Annotated in this window: 22 protein-coding genes; 9 read left to right on the plus strand and 13 right to left on the minus strand. The window is 56.1% G+C overall.

Annotation, left to right across the window (positions count from 1 at the left end; genetic code table 11):
* From KM295_RS11645 to KM295_RS11655, 3 genes are all read left to right on the plus strand, one after another.
* Positions 1-1,068 (plus strand): RNA-guided endonuclease InsQ/TnpB family protein (locus KM295_RS11645; RefSeq protein WP_256030128.1); only part of this gene is annotated, 1,068 nt, incomplete at its 5' end.
* A gap of 1,007 nt (positions 1,069-2,075) precedes the next feature.
* Positions 2,076-2,612, plus strand: coding sequence for a DUF7342 family protein (locus KM295_RS11650; protein WP_256030129.1), 537 nt, complete (start codon positions 2,076-2,078; stop codon positions 2,610-2,612).
* A 74-nt stretch (positions 2,613-2,686) separates the two neighbouring features.
* Positions 2,687-3,046: a toxin-antitoxin system TumE family protein gene (locus KM295_RS11655; RefSeq protein WP_256030130.1), complete on the plus strand. Its 360-nt coding sequence runs from the start codon at positions 2,687-2,689 to the stop codon at positions 3,044-3,046.
* A gap of 33 nt (positions 3,047-3,079) precedes the next feature.
* Here KM295_RS11655 and KM295_RS11660 read toward each other — a convergent pair whose 3' ends face one another.
* From KM295_RS11660 to KM295_RS11685, 6 genes are all read right to left on the minus strand, one after another.
* On the minus strand, positions 3,080-3,496 hold the full coding sequence (locus KM295_RS11660; RefSeq protein ID WP_256030131.1) for an HVO_A0114 family putative DNA-binding protein: 417 nt from the start codon (positions 3,494-3,496) through the stop codon (positions 3,080-3,082).
* Between the two features lie 33 nt (positions 3,497-3,529).
* Positions 3,530-3,847: a toxin-antitoxin system TumE family protein gene (locus KM295_RS11665; protein ID WP_256030132.1), complete on the minus strand. Its 318-nt coding sequence runs from the start codon at positions 3,845-3,847 to the stop codon at positions 3,530-3,532.
* 456 nt (positions 3,848-4,303) lie between these two features.
* Positions 4,304-4,792, minus strand: a complete 489-nt coding sequence (locus KM295_RS11670; protein ID WP_418904791.1) for a hypothetical protein — start codon at positions 4,790-4,792, stop codon at positions 4,304-4,306.
* 19 nt (positions 4,793-4,811) lie between these two features.
* Positions 4,812-5,363, minus strand: a complete 552-nt coding sequence (locus KM295_RS11675) for a DUF7342 family protein (RefSeq protein WP_256030134.1) — start codon at positions 5,361-5,363, stop codon at positions 4,812-4,814.
* 124 nt (positions 5,364-5,487) lie between these two features.
* A complete protein-coding gene (locus tag KM295_RS11680) occupies positions 5,488-5,838 on the minus strand; it encodes a hypothetical protein (RefSeq protein ID WP_256030135.1) in 351 nt (116 codons plus the stop codon).
* Between the two features lie 315 nt (positions 5,839-6,153).
* The gene (locus KM295_RS11685) at positions 6,154-6,624 is read right to left on the minus strand and encodes an ArsR family transcriptional regulator (protein ID WP_256030136.1); all 471 of its coding nucleotides are present in this window, start codon (positions 6,622-6,624) and stop codon (positions 6,154-6,156) included.
* A 113-nt stretch (positions 6,625-6,737) separates the two neighbouring features.
* Between KM295_RS11685 and KM295_RS11690 the strand changes: the two genes are divergently transcribed.
* From KM295_RS11690 to KM295_RS11700, 3 genes are all read left to right on the plus strand, one after another.
* Entirely contained in the window at positions 6,738-7,517 is a 780-nt protein-coding gene (locus KM295_RS11690) for a DUF8170 family protein (protein ID WP_472924548.1), read from the plus strand.
* A 152-nt stretch (positions 7,518-7,669) separates the two neighbouring features.
* Positions 7,670-7,972: a toxin-antitoxin system TumE family protein gene (locus tag KM295_RS11695; RefSeq protein ID WP_256030138.1), complete on the plus strand. Its 303-nt coding sequence runs from the start codon at positions 7,670-7,672 to the stop codon at positions 7,970-7,972.
* Positions 7,965-8,399, plus strand: coding sequence for an HVO_A0114 family putative DNA-binding protein (locus tag KM295_RS11700; protein ID WP_256030139.1), 435 nt, complete (start codon positions 7,965-7,967; stop codon positions 8,397-8,399). The genes KM295_RS11695 and KM295_RS11700 overlap by 8 nt, the downstream gene beginning before the upstream one ends.
* A 149-nt stretch (positions 8,400-8,548) precedes the next feature.
* Here the strand turns inward: KM295_RS11700 and KM295_RS11705 are convergent, their stop codons facing one another.
* The 5 genes from KM295_RS11705 to KM295_RS11720 form a co-directional block, all read right to left on the minus strand.
* A complete protein-coding gene (locus tag KM295_RS11705) occupies positions 8,549-9,325 on the minus strand; it encodes an RNA-guided endonuclease InsQ/TnpB family protein (protein ID WP_418904789.1) in 777 nt (258 codons plus the stop codon).
* A gap of 232 nt (positions 9,326-9,557) precedes the next feature.
* On the minus strand, positions 9,558-9,788 hold the full coding sequence (locus KM295_RS17205; RefSeq protein WP_472924549.1) for a DUF8150 family protein: 231 nt from the start codon (positions 9,786-9,788) through the stop codon (positions 9,558-9,560).
* Positions 9,789-10,272: 484 nt separating this feature from the next.
* A complete protein-coding gene (locus KM295_RS11710; protein WP_256030141.1) occupies positions 10,273-10,785 on the minus strand; it encodes a DUF8154 family protein in 513 nt (170 codons plus the stop codon).
* Positions 10,772-11,464, minus strand: a complete 693-nt coding sequence (locus tag KM295_RS11715; RefSeq protein WP_256030142.1) for a nucleotidyltransferase domain-containing protein — start codon at positions 11,462-11,464, stop codon at positions 10,772-10,774. Before KM295_RS11715 ends, KM295_RS11710 begins: the two co-directional genes overlap by 14 nt.
* Positions 11,465-11,720: 256 nt before the next feature.
* The gene (locus KM295_RS11720; RefSeq protein ID WP_256030143.1) at positions 11,721-12,077 is read right to left on the minus strand and encodes a hypothetical protein; all 357 of its coding nucleotides are present in this window, start codon (positions 12,075-12,077) and stop codon (positions 11,721-11,723) included.
* 652 nt (positions 12,078-12,729) lie between these two features.
* On the opposite strand from KM295_RS11720, the gene KM295_RS11725 reads away from it, so the two are divergent.
* The 3 genes from KM295_RS11725 (at position 12,730) to KM295_RS11735 (ending at position 15,105) form a co-directional block, all read left to right on the plus strand.
* A complete protein-coding gene (locus KM295_RS11725; protein ID WP_256030144.1) occupies positions 12,730-13,530 on the plus strand; it encodes an SWIM zinc finger family protein in 801 nt (266 codons plus the stop codon).
* A 270-nt stretch (positions 13,531-13,800) separates the two neighbouring features.
* Positions 13,801-14,556, plus strand: a complete 756-nt coding sequence (locus KM295_RS11730) for a winged helix-turn-helix domain-containing protein (protein ID WP_256030145.1) — start codon at positions 13,801-13,803, stop codon at positions 14,554-14,556.
* 51 nt (positions 14,557-14,607) lie between these two features.
* Entirely contained in the window at positions 14,608-15,105 is a 498-nt protein-coding gene (locus KM295_RS11735; RefSeq protein WP_256030146.1) for a PIN domain-containing protein, read from the plus strand.
* Between the two features lie 166 nt (positions 15,106-15,271).
* On the opposite strand, the gene KM295_RS11740 is transcribed toward KM295_RS11735, so the two are convergent.
* Positions 15,272-15,625, minus strand: coding sequence for a hypothetical protein (locus tag KM295_RS11740; RefSeq protein WP_256030147.1), 354 nt, complete (start codon positions 15,623-15,625; stop codon positions 15,272-15,274).
* A gap of 694 nt (positions 15,626-16,319) precedes the next feature.
* Positions 16,320-17,300 carry a hypothetical protein gene (locus KM295_RS11745; RefSeq protein WP_256030148.1) on the minus strand — a complete coding sequence of 327 codons (981 nt, stop codon included), beginning with the start codon at positions 17,298-17,300 and terminating at the stop codon, positions 16,320-16,322.
* Between the last annotated feature and the right edge of the window lie 11 nt (positions 17,301-17,311).

Consider the following 17,311-nt stretch of genomic DNA (forward strand, 5'->3'; position numbering starts at 1 on the left):
AAGAACCAAGCGTGCTGGAAAGATTTGAACGCCCAATCAAGTCAGGCAATCGTCGAAGAATTGGCTGGCGCTTTCCACTCCTGGTTCGAACAAGACGACCCAGACGCTAACCCGCCGGGCTACCGGAAAGACGGAGACGAACGACCGCGTAGCACTGTCACCTTCAAAGAAGATGGCTTCAAACTCGACCCCAACCACCAGCAGGTCCGACTGTCGAAAGGCAAGAACCTGAAAGACGGGTGGGCTGATTTTATCCTCTGTGAGTATGAAACAGGCCCAGACGCTGATCTGACCGACGTTGAAGAGGTCCAGCAGGTCCGTGCTGTCTGGAACGGACAGCAGTGGGAATTGCATTTCGTCTGTAAGGTTGCCATCGATGCAGCCGACCGATCTGGTGAGAAGACAGCAGGTGTCGATCTCGGGATCTGCAACACGGCGGCTGTCTCTGTTGGTGAGGAGACACTGCTGTATCCGGGCAATGCGTTGAAAGAAGACGCCCACTACTTCCGGCAGGTTGAATACGACACGGAAGGCGAGAACGGCCCCAGCAACCATGCTGAGTGGGCTCGAGACAAGAAATCCCGGAGGCAAGATCACTTCCTGCACGCCCTCTCGAAAGATATTGTTGAGCAGTGTGCAGACCGTGCTGTTGGAACGATTGCAGTCGGTCACCCGAAGAACATCCGCGGGGATGAAGACTGGGGCAGGCACGGAAACAAGCGCCTCCATGACTGGGCGTTCGAAACCCTGCTCAGTCACATTGAGTACAAGGCAGAAGAACGCGGAATTGACGTAGAGCGGGTTGATGAATACGAGTTGGCTACGTCGATAACGTGTTGTGAGTGTGGCATGAAAGCCGATTCAAACCGTGTTGAGCGAGGGTTGTACGTCTGCGAAGAGTGTGGCTTGGTTGCGAATAGCGACTGTAATGCGGCTGAAAACATGCGAACGACGGTAACTCCGAGTCCTGCAACGGATAGGAGTAACGGCTGTCTGGCCCAGCCATCGGTCCGCCTGTTCGATAAACAGACGGGGAGAGTCGCCCCACAAGAGCAGGTACGACCGTAGACCAGCAAATATCCCAACGCTTGCAGTGCGGTTCGGGAAGCCGCGTCCTTCAGGACGCGGAGGAGGTCACCTGCTCTCGATGCCGAGGACTTTAAACTCCGGAATACCAAGTTTCTCCGAGGAAACACGGAATACGAACAGACCGGGAACGAGTCACTCGAGAACCTCCGGCACCAGATCTGGGCGACTCGGAACGGGGACCTCCGGCGCGTCCTCTATCAGTTCCCGATGAAGTGGCCCCTCGAAGAGCAGTGTGCCGGCTGGATGCACGCGGTTGTCGGCAAACACTTTTTCCTGATGCGAACCACCGGACAGCCGTTGCGCTACTCCGACGACTCTTAGCTGAGAACAGTATCGAGTACGCCGACTGGTCACTAAGTCGACTGCGGGAAGCCCGAAAGGAGTCACACACTGTTCGCCGTGAGATCGAGACGATTCGGCTGGACACGCTCTATCGAAAAGACGAACTCTACGATGTTTGGGTGCGGTTTTTCGATGACGAACTTCGGGTCGTCAACGCAGAAGAACAGTAACTATTCGTCGTCGGATTCGTCGGCCAGCACGGCATACAGGTCCGCGTTTTCCTCGACATCGCGGTCCATCTCGCGTTGCGCCTCCCAGTTCACCGGCATACTACTACGTCTATAATGAATCGATATAGACCTTTCGCGTCACTCTAAATCGAGTTCGTCATCGACACGCCTGTACCGAACGACCTTCTGGGTCGGTGTTCTCGCCATTCAACAGCCGGGCTACTGCGGCCCGCGATACCGACAACGTATGTGACTGTATCACTAGTTGACACTACCGGCGCCCGATCAAAAAACCGAGCCGGTTGCGAATCGGGCCGCCGCAATCTAGCGGTTGTGGAAGATCGTGTCGGCTTCCTTCCTGCCCTTCTTTCCCGCCCTGAGTCGGAACACGTCCACAATCCGACAAGGCGGTGAAAAACCGTCAATACAGAGCCGTTGCAAAGATATTTGCGCCTACAGCGCATATATTCGAGCATGTCCGACTTTGGTCCAGAACCAGACGAGGCTGCGCTCACCGAAGAACGCGAGGACTGGACAAACTCACAGGACACGCAAGAACGGATTCGGGCTGTGATCACGGGTCTCCAAGAGCCAGCGACTGCCGCAACGATCGCAGAGCGGGCAGCGTGCTCACCAAACGCCGCCCGGAAGCATCTGGATGCATTCGTTACGCTCGGCGTTATTCGGAAGCGTGAGAACAGCCGCGGAGCACGGTACGTCCGTAATGATGCGTATTTTCGCTGGCGACGAGCGAACGAACTCGCGGAGAATCACACGGTAGAGGAACTCCTCGACGCCGTTGCCGATTTAGAAACGCAGGCTGAGCAATTTCAACAGCAGTTCGATGCCCCAACGCCAGAGGATGTCGATCTCCCGGGAGAAGCAACGCATGCCGAACTGGAAGATCGGTTAGAGAGCCTCTCGATATGGCACTCGATTCGTGAATCGATCGATCGCCACAAAGAAGCCCTCCGAATTGCCCGGCGAGAAGACAGCCAACTTCCGGCATAGCGATGTCCGGCTCTGTCGCTCCGGTTGACGACGCTGTGCTACGGAGCATCCGCGACCGAGTCCGAACGCATCCGGTGATCGACACCGTCACGGCCGAACGAACGGGCGGCCTGCTTTCGATGATCCAAGCAGCATGCGATCCCGACCGCTATCCGGCCCACATTACAGCGGCGAGACTCGAGATACGGTGGTATACAAACGATGACTACAATTTCCACTACATCGAGACGCATGCCGGCGGAACCTGGCAATGCCGTTGGGACCGCCATCCGAATCCCCATACGGAACGGACACACTTTCACCCGCCACCCGACGCACGGTCAACAGACGCAATCGCGGACACGCCGCCCGAACAACATCCTGCCGCGATGCTCACCCGGACGCTTGCCAATATTCGAGACCGGATTGAGACACTTTGGAAAAACACCGAATGATATCCTCCCTGGCGTGAACGCTGAGTTCTCCCGCTAGGCACTCGCAGGGGCGCTATCGGCGTCGTCGCGATCGATGAGCGGGTAGTCAATGTGAACCTCGATTCGATCGAACGGGACGACGGGTTGGATCGCGCCGCTGGGGCCGCCCGCTTCGAGGGTGAGGATACCCAGCACTTCGAGCTGTTTTAGATCCGAGTGGACATCCGACACGTCGCGATCAACGAGGCGGGCCGCCTCACGCATACTTTCGGGGGACCCCTCTGCGATCGCTCGGATGAGCTCAAGCCGGAGTGGGGTGAGACTGTCGACGAAGTCGTTGTAGGTTCCGAACTGGAGCGTCGCTTTCCCATCTCGGCTGTCGAGATCGTCGGCGTCGGCATCTTGGACGAACTGGAGCGCGTCTTGGCGGAGCTGGTCTCGGTCGCCAACGGTGATGTGGAGCGTGGTCATTGTCAGGATATCGGTGGGTCGGGTGGTGTTCGATCAGTGTGGTCGGGGCGGGGCGCCGCCAACGGCCTCCCAGTACTCGTCTGCGCTCGCCCAGAACTCGACGAGTCGGTCTTCCGTCCCGGGAAATTCGACATCGGCCCTGTCACCGGCTGCGGTGTGGTGTTCGTGGCCCTTCGTGTCCTCATGGGAGTTGTCGTACCGGACGAGCGTAAGGTCATCGAGGGTGCCCAAGTGGAGCGTGTACTTCCAGCCCGAGGGGTATGTCTCGGTGTCAGCAGTCGGCCGAAGCACGACGTTCTCGACGAGGCCGGCCTCGACGTGCGTGTACTGGAAGAGCGGCTCCTGCGGCATTCCCTACGTGTTGGGATGGCAGCCAACAGCATAAGTGTTGGGCGAGACTCCAACAAGACCCGAAAAGCACCCGGCTTTTTTCTGGCCGATGATTCTCGCGACGCACCGAGATCGGCGTATCCCTCGTAGCCACACGAACACCAGAACACGTCGCCGTTTCGACCCGCATCAAGCAGTGCGGCAAGTACACGAAAGAAGATTTTCTTGAAATCCTCTCTCGTATCGTCTTCGATCAGAAGTTCACAAATACGAGTGGCAAGACGCTCCAACTGGATCGTCAAGAACAAGTCGATATCACGTCCACTGCTCGGAGTCCTCTCGCAGAGATAGCAGGCAGAGTACCTTGGGGCTTGACACCGAGGCGGTTCACGTTATCTCCACGATAATATTATCGTACGTATAACCATCAACCGCCGCTCTGAGCTTGAGTGGCTCACCCCGATCTCACTTGGCGGTCTAGACTGGCCATGTCGGGAGCGAGGGGGTGCCATCGTCCCAGCGGATCGAATCGACTGCTGATGGAAGTTGCTGGATGCGGGCCTCGAGCACGGAGAGTGGATGCGCATCGAGAACGGTCGCCGGATACCGATCGACGGGCGTGTCTTCGTAATTAAGCTGGATATGACAGGGGCCGAGATCATCGTGATCCGCATCCCGATGAAAGCCGAGCATGAAGTGCCGCTTCGGTTCGATCCAGTTGATGCGGTAGTATTCGTAGTCCACACCGGCAGGATACCAGAAGCGGACGTCCACCCGTGCGTTCTCACCGTCATACGATTGACCCAGGAACGTTGTCGGTACGATATCTGCAATCACGTACCGAGGTCGTCGTCGAGAAGGGCGGTACCGAACCTCTTCACACCCAGCCTGCTTCGTCAATCGGTCGCGAATATCTCGGAGAAGGGTACGCTGTGTATACCGGTCACGCCCAGCGAGGAAAATCATGATGCGAGTGAGATAACGGTTAGCTCCTAGCGCGGTCGGCAACGTTCGTCAGCTGTTCACGGGCAGCTTCGACATCCGAGTAGAGTTTCAACGCATGTTTGATGAGCCGACGATCCGCCTCGTTTTCTTGCCAGAATGCAATCACGTCCCGGCGTTCGCGGATCTCGACACTTGAGAGATCACTATCAGCAAGTGACTGTTCGAGCTCCTCCCACGTCTCGACCTCGTAGGTGTTTTGCCATGTCTCGATCTCGTCGGTGATCGCCGCAAGTTCGTCACGAAGCTCCTCGCGCGTGTTCTCCTCGATGAGCGTTCGGATCTCGTCGAAAAGCAACCGCGTATAATCCGGCTGATAGAGCGTTGTCTCGCCCGCCTCGACACGGCGAAGCTGTCCCTGCGTGACGAGTTCTTGCAGTTCCTCGTTGGTCGTACTCCACGCGGCATCGGCCTGGTCGCTGATCCAATTGATTGATCGCGGTTCCTGAAGCGTTTCAGCGACTGACCGGATGCGTTCGCGAGCGCTCATTGACTCGGTCCACGACTCGATGCCGTCCCGTGAGGACTCGGACATACTGGGCACCTCTTTCGATATCGTTCGCCCTCGATACGCATATATGTTTGTACCTTCTTGCATAATTGAAAGATTATCGGGAACACGGTGTGAAACGACTCACGTACCAGTTCAGTGATCAGGGTCAAGAGTCGCCGCCGACGTCGGCAGTTGAGTGCTCGGCGGCAACTGTCTGCAACTGCTCGGCGAGGGCCTCAGCGTCGGGGGCCGACAACAAGGCAGTAACGTGACCGCTTGCGGTCGTCAACTGCAGCCCGATCGCATCCTCATACGGAGTGACTGAGATCTCGACCTCGGTCGTCGGCGAACTCGAGACCACGAAACTGCCACGCGTCGAGAGTGGCGTTGATTCCGAGGCAGTGTCAGTTACGAGGCTCCCGCCATCGGTACGAGGACCATTGGTCGAATCGAAAAGGCGCTTAAGGACGGCAGCCGCCGCTAACCACGGCGCACTGGAGGGCTCCTCGCTCGTCATTGGGGCCCCTCCAGATCGAGTGATTTGGGCAGTTCTAGGACATCAACACTCAACGAGTCACAGTAGTTGGGCGATGACCGATACACAGACTGGGACGTCGGCGTTCGACGGAGTAAGACATTCATTGTACTGTCAATCGACGAGTGCTCGTCGGCACCCGCCGGACGGCCACGATGTGGAGAGCCACTAGAGCGACACGAGCCACTCACCGCAAGCTGGCAGCTACCCGACACCGGACCACGACTCAATCCAAAAAAATACACGCTTAACCCGTGACCCAGCCTCTCGAACCGGTAGTCGCTGGATGGCTACCGTTCACTCTATATCGCCGGCAGGGGGTTCCTCAAATTCAAGCGCCTCTCGGACGGGAGCCGGAAGCGATGGTCGTGGCGCCGTTTCATGCCGGCGAGTCTTTGCTGACTTGGTCGTCTCTTCGTAGACTGCGCGAGCAACCGGCACACCGCGAAGGAAGTTGTGCTCATACAGCACTTCGACGCCGCGCTCAGTTGGCCCCCAAAATCGCGACGGCAGATCACGTGTCGATTCGTTCGGCTCATGTACGTACACGTCCACGAGCCCGGCCTCTTGGAGCGTCTCAAGCTGGTCGAGAATCGCTCCGTCGTTTTTTTCGATCATATAGGCGAGTTCGGCCAGCGACGCAAGGTGCTGCGGGTGGCCCAACAGACACTGGACGATCAGATGGCGGGTTTCTTGGGAGAGCAATGCTCGCATTTCGCGTTGCTCGGCGAATGGATCCTCAAAGGCGTCGCCCGCCGTATGGCTCATAGTGAATTATATCATGGCACGGCATATAATGTTTTGGTGTAACTAAGTGAGTAATTTGCAAATTGGCTAAGTCAATCGAAAAGCGTATTACTGAGTTGGTCGTGGGTCGTTGTATGCCAGTCCCGTCTGTACCGCCGAACGCCGGCCAGATTATGCGAGCGGTTCGTCGCGCACTTCGCGAGGTTGAGATCAATCCGGCAGAGGCGATGGATATTCTTTCGTGGGCTCACGAAGAACTCCCAGCGATCTACGAACGCGATCAGACGGCGTATCTCGTCTTGGGCAGCTATCGGTCCCCCTATATCCGACGGGTTCGATCAGTGAGCGACCGACTCAATCGCCGCTATGGGACCTATGCGTTTTTGATCGGTGATTTAGGTGATATCGGGATCCCGCGAATACCAGAATTCCGAGTGAAATTCCACCTCACAGCAGCGCTCGCTGACTATGTTGCGAGTGTTATTGAACAGGACGCCGGCGGCGAAATTAATGAATTAGGAAAACTGTCCGAGACCGAATATTTCAGCAAAGCGTATGTTCTCCCGCGAGGTTACCACTGGGAAACGGAGCCCAAGCTGCAGGAGAAAGAAGATGTCTTCCTTGCAGCGGCCCAAATCGAGACGGCGACCGACGTTGATGAGGAGACAAAACAGTCCGAACTCACAGCGCTTGTCGACCGGGCGAGTGCCACTGGGATCGAGGTGACTGTCGAGGAACTCACAGCGTGGCTGGCCGAACAGAAGCCGGAGGTCCCGTCCTACAGTTGGGTCCAGTTGAACGATTTCCGGCTTTTCGAACTGCAAGATCGGTGTTATCCGTGGCTGACGACAGATGAGTTATTAGAACAAACTGACGAGTTACCGGGACCTCCGCGACCGAAATGGGAGCAGTGACTGAGACGACAGGAGAAATCGCCCGGCTACAGTTTAAATACGATGGCCAGCATATGGAGTAGTTGGTATCCCACGCCACAATCGATTTGATATAGGCATATAGCCTATAGCCCAATAATTTATACTTGATCGGCTTATAATTAGGACTAGAGATGGCGGATGGCGATGTTTTGGTTGATGCCGAACACACTCTCCGGGACGGAACTCGAATCCGGCTCTTTGCCGTCGAAAGTTCCGCGTATCCCGGCGGTGTGAACTACCGGTTCCACTACTATGACCCGACGACTGGCGACAGTCTCCTTCGGTATGACAATTCCCAGGTCCCGACGCACGGTGCGGGCCACCACCACCGCCACGAATGGGTGGCTGGTGACGAAGAGGTCTCAGAGCTCGAATTCGAGGATCTCGACAGCCATCTTGCTGCCTTCGAAACCGAGGTGAAAAACTATGAATGAGAACCCGAACGCCCACGAACTGGATGCAAATGGCGCAGAAACCTACCCGGAAACGCTTCGAATAACCGTTGAGTCTGCCGCCGATGTCTTCGAGGAGGCACGCGACCAGTCGACGACAGACGGTGTTGCAAATGTGGCCGTCAGATCGTTCGAAAGCATTGCCGATGTCCGGCAACTACTGACCGATCGCCGCGTTGAGGTGATGCGAGCCATCATGACCGACACGCCCGAGAGTATTACCAGTCTCGCTGACCGTCTCGACCGGAACTACGCCGATGTGCACAGCGATGTCCAGGTGCTCGCAGATCATCACATCGTCTATTTCGAGACAGATGGGCGGTCGAAGCGGCCCATGATCCCGTATGACCGCGTCCATCTCGATATCGAAATAGCCGGCGATACGGCCCCCGACCGTGTATTGGCGTAAACGACCCCATCCTACTTCGCTCGGGGGCAACAGCCCCGCTCGCTCGTTGAGGGTGGGGCTTTCGCGTGGACTCCCGTTTTACGCCTCGGATGAGGCGGGAAGAGTGTACTCTCCACTCACGTTCAACGTCCCGCGATTCAAGCGCACGTCTACGGGTGCGCCTCCGTCGTCTGCGTTTTGCCGACGCCGGAGATACTGCAAACCGATGTTCTTCGCCGCGTTGTAGTCAGCGTGGTTCTCATACCCACAATCCAGACACGCAAATTCATCGCCGTGGCGGTTCTCGTTGTGGGTAACCCACAACTCGAACACCGCTTCGACGTGTTCCGTGGATCTACTTGCACGGCCTCGACGCCCTGCTCGTTGGCCTTGTATTCGACGTACTCGACAAGGCGACGGAACGCCCACAGATGCTGCCACGATGCCTCTGGAATGTTCTCACGAATGTCCGTCAAGTCCTCGAATACGATGTGCGAACAGTCGTGTTCAACTGCTTCGGCTACAATCTCGTTGGCGACACGGTGTAGCAATATCTCGAAGCGTCCATCCTCCTTGCACTTGACACCTGCTATCGCCTCATGTGCCGCCCGTATGCCGCACTGTTGCAGATCGCCACGCCGTTTCTCGTATTCTCGCTTCCAGTGGTTGAACTCGGCTGCCGACCAGAACCGTCCGGTCGAAGCGACCGCGAGTTGATTCACACCGAGGTCCACACCGAGGACTGTTCTGTGCCCGGTGCCGGTGTCAGTGTCGTCGTCTTCTTTGAGCATCGACGCGTGGAGATACCAATCGCCGTTGCGTCGATGGAGCGTCGCCCGCCGGAACTCGTAGTCCTCATTGGCAACGTACTTTGTTGGCGGTACGTCGGCATCGTCGGGGAGGATGTAGTCGCACTCGATACGTCCGTCCACAGTTGACAGCGACATCGAACACGCCGAAGCCGATCTTCGAAGCGACCGAGTAATTGGGGTTCGATCCAGCCGTCTCGCTTCGCGAGGGGCTTGACCGAACGGTCGGGTGGTACCGGGGCCGTTGACAATGGATCGTATCATTCGATTTCTTTGCACCGGAGAGAGCTATTGAACGGCAGTCGCTTTCTCTTACACGGCGAATGTATCCGCGAACTGACGTGGATTGGGCTTGTTCCACAAAAAGAGACTACTCGTCACGGAGCCGATCTCGAGCAGCGGCAAACCGAACAGGATCCGTGTCACCGGAGAGCGCCATCTCGTTTGCCGACTGGAGCTGAGAATTGATAAGCCGATTTTGCTGACGCGACCACTCACTATCGTCGTGTGTCCGAACGTACGCAGCCCACTGTTTGATCATCGCACGCCGACGCTCCGTATTTTGCCGTTGATCGGCGTCAAACGTTTCTGAGTTCAGCATAGTAGTCCTCTACTCCGAGGTTCTTAATGTAAGATTCGAGCTGCTCCATATTAAATTGTTCCTTGAATGTCAAGTACAAGTGGAGAGCATCTTCGAAATCCTTCCCGCTGTGGCTACCCGCCGCTTGCGCGAGCCGGAGTTTGTACGCAAGTTGGAGTTCGAGCGGACCAATTTAATCTGCTGTGTTGAATAGCGATGTTGACTAGTACGGTCGGAATTTGAGTTGGTGTATCAGAGGCTGATACCAGTAGTCTCAAAATCGGTGTCGCTTCACCGTGGCTCAGAGACCGCTATTCAACACGGCAATTTAATCAAACACAGAACTAATATTATACCACCTAACTTACTATTTGTCCTATATTTACCAAGGTATTTAAATAATGCTCAGACAATTTTGAGATAATATGATAAGAAAGCGATGATTCTGGGTTCTCACAGCACTTGACGCTCCAAAGGGTCGTCAGGAGCTGGCGGACGAATTAGATTACTTTCGCTCGCCACAGCTGCACCGCGAGTGGGCGTCGGCAAACTCAACGAGATACTGATGAACTTTTTCCGCCAAATCATGCATCGCAATAGCGAAGTCTCGACCGGGTCGGTCGATATCATAATAAAACCGTGAATGATGTTCAGACCGGAAAGCTTCGATCCGATCGGCGACATCCTCATCAGAGAAGACATTTCGTGCCGCGATGTCATCGAACACTTCCTCGTGTTTTCTGTAGTCTGCGGATTCCGTCGCTGTCATCTCGACAAGGTAAAACTGGAACGATCGCTCGATCGCGTTGAACGAGAGTTCGACGATGCTCACGTAGTTGTTCGTTCCCTGCCGAAGTTGCCGACACGTCCCTAGCATCGCACACGCCTTCCCGAGTTGGATGTCAGCGTCATCGTCAGCCCGCTGCCAGGACAGTGAGTCCTGTGCAGGCCCGGTTTCGCCATCTTCTAACAACTGTTCGGCACGTTCGAACGCGTCGACGACCTCATGCAGACCCATTTCCAAACACCTCCTGTTTCACCGCCTCAAGTGCCGGCGACTCTCGGAGCGTCAGTCCTTCGACGAAAATAGCCTCAATCCGATCGTGGTTTGCGGCCGACGATTGGGGTTCGACGATGATGTGTGCCTCGTACCGATCGCCGTCAAATTCCTCCTCAGCGATCTCTTGTTCGATGGCGTGGGCTTCACGCTGTGCCTGCATGCGGTTGCCCTCGACAACGACGAACAGGTCAATGTCGCTCGTTCGATCAGCGCTTCCTCGTGCGACGCTACCGAAGAGGACGACGCCGATATCGTTACCAACCCGTTCTTCGAGTCTATCGAGAATCGTTCTGACTGGTGCCTGATATGCTGCTTGTGGGATGGTCGTGACTGGATCATCGGCTTTGACAAGCGCCGCTGGATTCATCTGAACACCGTTCGCCCGGCCAGATCGATTGACAGTGATCACGCCAAGTGCTTCGAGCGTATCGACGGCAGCATTTACACTACTCAATCCGTTCTCCGTTACTCGGTAGAGTTCCCGGTTCGTGAAGGCTCGATCCGGGTTGTCGACGAGGATGTGTAAGATATCAGCAGTTGCCCCGTATCGGAATGCCTCCGGCTCACCGAGCGGGACTGGAAGCCGAACGTATGATCCCGCTTTTGGCTCTCTGTTTTGAATAGTTTCAACGTTCATGAATGGTTTACTGGTTCAAACAATTAAAATCTTGCTCGGCTGCCGAGCACGCTTAGAGATGCTCTCCGAGTGGGTTAACAAAGCTAATTAGCGCAAAGCGCATCCTTCCCTCGATCTAGGTCTGTCGTTCATCAGTGGCTTAATCAGAAGACTCCGCGGAAGACAGCGCTACGGCGAACCCATGGCTGCTGTTGGCCCCTCGGCGAGGGGCCGCTCACAGGACCACTCCCGTCAGGACAAAAGTTCCCACTCATAGTCAGGGCCAAGAGTCGCCGCCGGCGTCGGCAGTCGAGTGCTCGATAGCGGCTGTTTGCAACTGCTCGACGAGAGCCTCAGCGTCGGTCGCCGACAACAAGGCGGTGACGTGACCACTCGTGGTCGTCAACTGTAGCCCGATCGCATCCTCGTACGGAGTAACGGAAACCGCAACGTCGGTCGTCGGCGGACTCGAAACCACGAAACTGCCACGCGTCGAAAGCGGCGTCATCCCAGACGCAGTGGCAGTTATGAGGCTCCCGCCGTCGGTACGAGGACCATCAGTCGAGTCGGGAAGGCGCTCGAGGACGGCGGCTGCCGCCAACCACGGCGCACTGGAGGGCTCCTCGCTCGTCATCGGTGGGCCTCCAGGTCGAGCGACTCAGTTGGTTCCTCGACAGGGGCACGCAACGAGTCACAGTCGTTGGGCGATGATCGATACACGAATTGAATCGTCGATGTTGGACAGAGTAAAACAGTCATTGTACTGTCAACCGGCGAGTGCTCGTCGGCACCCGCGCGGCCACGGTGTGGAGAGCCACCTCGAGCGACACAGGCCGCTTGCCGCAGGCTGGCAGCCAACCGACACCGGACCACGACTCAATTCTATAAATACACTCTCAGGGATCGATGAACCACTCTCCGCTACTTCCTTCAGGGACAATACTCCCACTCGCCCGTCGATGCCGAGATCTGTCATGAATGGCTGAACCTCTCCGGGGCGATCATCGGCGTCCATACTACGCACAACGGCAGTAAGTGAACTGGCTCGAAGAGTTGAAAACGGGAGACAGCATACACAAAAACACGAATGGCACTGAAAGACCGTCCCGAAGACGAAACCGCTGACGAGAAACTCGATCGCCTTGTTGAGGAAGATCGAGAAATTCTCGACGCGCTCGACGAATAGACGGCTCGCGGCGACGCTGACGATGGCGCTGGCCGATCCGAGTCGGCAGGCCGCCGGTTCGGCACCGAAATCGAATTTACCTCCACCTAAAAGACGAGATATGAACGTTGACAGGGAGACGATCCGGAGTCGGAGCACCGATGCAGTGTTCGAGCGCGGGGAAAACTACCGCGACGAGGGACGTATTCAGCGACTCAACCGATTTGATGAAATCGTGACTGCGACCGTCAACGGATCGAAACTGTACGACGTGATCGTCGAGTTCGGCGGGCGGAGCATCGACACACGGTGTACCTGTCCGTACGATGGCGGTGGTGAGTGTAAGCACGTCGTCGCGGTTTGGCTGGACATTGCCGCAAACCCGCCACAGGACGAGAGCGAGGATATCGAGACGATTCTCGAGGACGTATCGGCCGATGACCTGCGTGGATTCGTCCGTGACGCACTTGCCGAACACGCTGCGTTGCGCGACCAGTTTCTCGCACGCTTTGGCGAGGACCACAAATCGGTCAACGAGTACCGCGAAGAGATCGCGAAACTTTTCGAGCAACACGCCGACCCGGTCGTGTTCGAGGCCATCGATTTCTCCCGGTTTTTCGATATCGCTGAGCAGTACCGCGACCGCGACCGATACTTGGCCGCTGCGACCGTCTATCGAGCGGTGTTTGAGGAAGTCGACGAGAAATCGAACTGGATCGATGGAGCATACGACCACTACGCACGGACCATCCAGACAGCTATCGATGGGTACGCCGACTGTATCCTTGCCACCGACCCGACTCCTGAAGAATTCGACAGGTATGCGGGCGTGCTGGAAGCACGAGCAACGTCGGAGCCACCGATCAACAGTGACCAGTTCTGGCGCGAACTCGACAATCTCGAAGAGCGATACAATGAGTGAGACAACAGACCGATTCGTCAACGACCTCACCCTACTGCGCTCGGGCAAATCAACTACCACTCGCTTGTTGAGGATGGGGCTTGTCGGTGGACACCCACTCCTGCTCGGCAAACTCGCCGGCTGGTGAGAGTGTCCCCGACACTAAGGCCAGGTGACTCGTGGCCTGCCCGGACGAACGCTTGTGGCTCGCCGGGCTGGATAGGTCCTCACTCAGATACCGGAATCCGATGTTCTTCGCCGCATTATAAAACGTTCCTGAACACCTGGCACATGGCCAGGCTCTTCGACGAGCCTGTCGGTGACGAAAAGGCCGACCACGCTGCCGTGCCGGTATGTGCGTCTCCGAACGATATCGAGACCAGCAAAGAAAGTTTGAAATTCAAGGACTTCGTATTAGAGAATATGGCTCCGCATCCTCTCTCGGAGACGCCCCCACAGGATTTCGAAGCCGGGATCAATCAACTTGCCACCGTCGGGCGGCTGTTAGATCATCCAGAACTCGCGCGTGTCTATGTGTATGTTTGCTACTATGGGCCAGTTACTCGACCGCAGATCAAAGCCGCATTGAGTATCCCGAAGACCACGGTGTACGATCACGTTGAGACACTTGAGACACTCGGTGTCATTACGATAGAGGGAACACGACCGATGGAAGTGACAGCGGACCCAGTCCGAATCACCACTGATGGCCACGTGGTGACGCCGACACACCTCCATGCCGTTGCGCTACAGGAAGTCGACGAAGACATTTCATACTTCGTTGAGCGACACGGTGTTGGAAAACTCGCTGCTGCGGTTCGACAGGCCGGGCTTCATTATGGAGACCGGACTACCCAGCGGATGGCCGCTGATCCACTTGGTATCTCAACTGGTGAGGCGATCAGTATTATCCTCGCACTCAAGCCAGCGATCGCTGCCGGACGCGAATACGACCCTTACTTCGACGTGATTTTCCCGGAGCTTGCAGACGACATCGAATTCGAGACTGACATTGACGTGACTGCGTCGCTGCCAAACGCTGAATGATCAATCGAGCTAATGGGAAGTTCATCTCCGCTCTCCGCTGAACACGCCACATTGGTCGATGCGAACGTGTTCATCAGTATTGGGAATCCAGGAACCGCCAAACATCGTCGGTTTCGTCGCGTTGTTCGGCGTGCCGGCGTGACGCTGCTGGTTCCTGCTCGGGTCGAAGAGGAGATCGAACAAGGAAACGTCAAACCAGCATTGGAGCGTGCTCAAGATGAGGGATGGGCGAAGGTTATAACAGCACCAACTGTCGCACACAGCAAGGCGACGACAGCCCAAGATATCGTCCGGCGAGCAATCGCCTCGAAATCAGCCGAAAAAGACGAGCACGATGTTGAAAAAGCCGATCCAGTGTTTGCCGGGCTTGCTGTCGAATACATTCTCAATGAGAAACAGCCCGAAAACGTGACAGTGATCACCGCTGATCGGCTTGCTCGAGAGGCAATCGAAACCGCAATAACATCATTAGGATATGACGACCAGGTTTCAACGGTTACACTCTGGGATCTCATTGATCGCGACGATGATGACATCACACTCATTTGACTCAAAGCGCAGCTTCCTCTCGATCCACGTCTATTGTTCATCGGTATCTTGCTCAGAAGGCTCCGCGGAAGAGGGCACTACACCGAGCTCATCGCTGGCTGTTGCCCCCTCGGCGAGGGGCCGCTCATAGAATCACTCCCGTCGGGACGGAAGTTCCCAATCATGGTCAGGGCCAGGACTCGTCGCCGACCTTGCCAGTCGAGTACTCGGTGGCGGCGACCTGCAACCGCTCGGCGAGGGCCTCGGCGTCGGTGGCCGACAACAAAGCGGTGACGTGACCGCTTGCGGTCGTCAACTGCAGCCCGATCGCATCCTCGTACGGGGTAACCGAGATTTCGACGTTAGTGGTCGGTGGACTGGAAACCACGAAACTCCCACGCGTCGAGAGCGTCTTCGCCGTCGCGGTGTCAGCTGTGCGGCTCCCACCGTTGGTACGAGGACCATTGGTCGAATCAGAGAGGCGCTTAAGGACGGCAGCTGCCGCCAACCACGGCGCACTGGAGGAATCCTCGCTCGTCATCGGTGACCCTCCAGTTCGAGCGATTCGGTCAATTCCTCGACGTCGGCACTCGATGAATCACGGTGGCTGAAGGGTAATCGATACACGGATTGAATCGTCGATGTTGGACAGAGGAGTACGTTCATCGTATTATACGGCGGCGAGTACTCGTCGGCACCCGCCGGATACGGACGGCCACGATGCGGAGAGCCGCCAAGAACGGCAGGGGTCGCTCGCCGCGGGCTGGCAGCTAACCGACACCGGACCACGACTCACTTCCATAAATACGCTCTCAGGGATCGGTGAGCCAACCTATCGAACCGGTTGACTGGAGTTCCACAACCTCAGGACCGTTGTTGGCGATTCGGTAAATAAGTCGGTGAGCGATTCTTTTCACGGACTGATCGACGAGAGTCGATATTTAAAAAACGAGGCGGAGCCGAGCGAGTAGATTTCCAACGCGCATTTGATAACGCCGACCAGTTGTGGTCGTCCCATTGGAGGTGCCCGAGCCGTACCATCAACCCGAGTGCGGTTTCGTCAGCCTGGCGTTCGAGGAGCCTCCGCGACGTACCCAAATCGACGTATCCCTCGTAGCCACACGAACACCGGAACACGTCGCCGTTTCGACCCGCACAACACCGGTATCAACTGGATATATGTGAGTACTTTTGTAAATTAGTGACGGGTTATTGATAGGTTTCTCGATCGAGAATTATCGGGATTCGACGGAGCCGTGGAGAGACATGTTCAGGACGTCGAATTCCTGACCTGTGATATGAGCTTCATTAAGAACGAATTGTTGCTGTTCGGCTTCAGTTACTGGTAGACTGTCTGAGATGTGCATAAAAACATGCTCTGGCTGTTGGCACTCGTCGGATGTGGTTTCAAGTAAGCCGTTGGCGAACGGGTTCTCGATGCTGACTGCTTTCACCAACGGTTGGTTTACCCCTTCAGTGGTGACATATTCATCATGGGTCTGCTCAACCGGGTGGGATTCGGTCGTGCTATGGAGTTGGCCGGTGAACTCTGTGGGGGGAGTGATACGCGTTCCAAGATGGTTGAAAATAGTCGGGATGATTTTTTGAATTCCGATCGGAAGGTACATACTGAACGCGCGGACGCTGAGGTCGCGAACTTCGTCGAACTCTGGTATATACGTTCCAGACAGACTAATCGTGCCGGTTTCGCAATCAAAGATGAAGCCGAATGTTTCTCGTTCCATCTGCTCGAACGGTGAGTGTTGGTAGCGGTGTATTGGTTGCTCAAGCGCAGCGATGAAGTTTCCAAATTCAAAGCCGGCCCAGAGCCCGCGGGGTCGGCGAATACAGAACGCTGCATTATCGATATCAACTTGCGTGTATCGGCCGATCGTTCGAAGTGCGTTGGTGAGTTCGGAACTCTCGAGCGAACGCTGGTTGGCAGAATACGTATAGTCGAGACGTAAACGGTTCTTTAATCCTCGGTAGAAGGTGATTGGGGTTGAGAAAGTACTGCGATCCGAATGACTCTCGATAAATGTGCAGGCGTATTCACCGTCCGGTACCACGATCGAGTCTTCGGGGACGGCGGTATATTTTAATCCGCGTTTGATAACCGCGGTATACGCAGCGTTAAGATCCCCATCAAAACGGGCCTTGGCTAAATCTTTGATCGGACCGTGGCATCCCCAGTCGATATCGATGTTTGGTCTCACTCTCGGATCAA

The organism is Natronomonas aquatica (assembly GCF_024449025.1).
GTDB lineage: Archaea > Halobacteriota > Halobacteria > Halobacteriales > Haloarculaceae > Natronomonas > Natronomonas aquatica.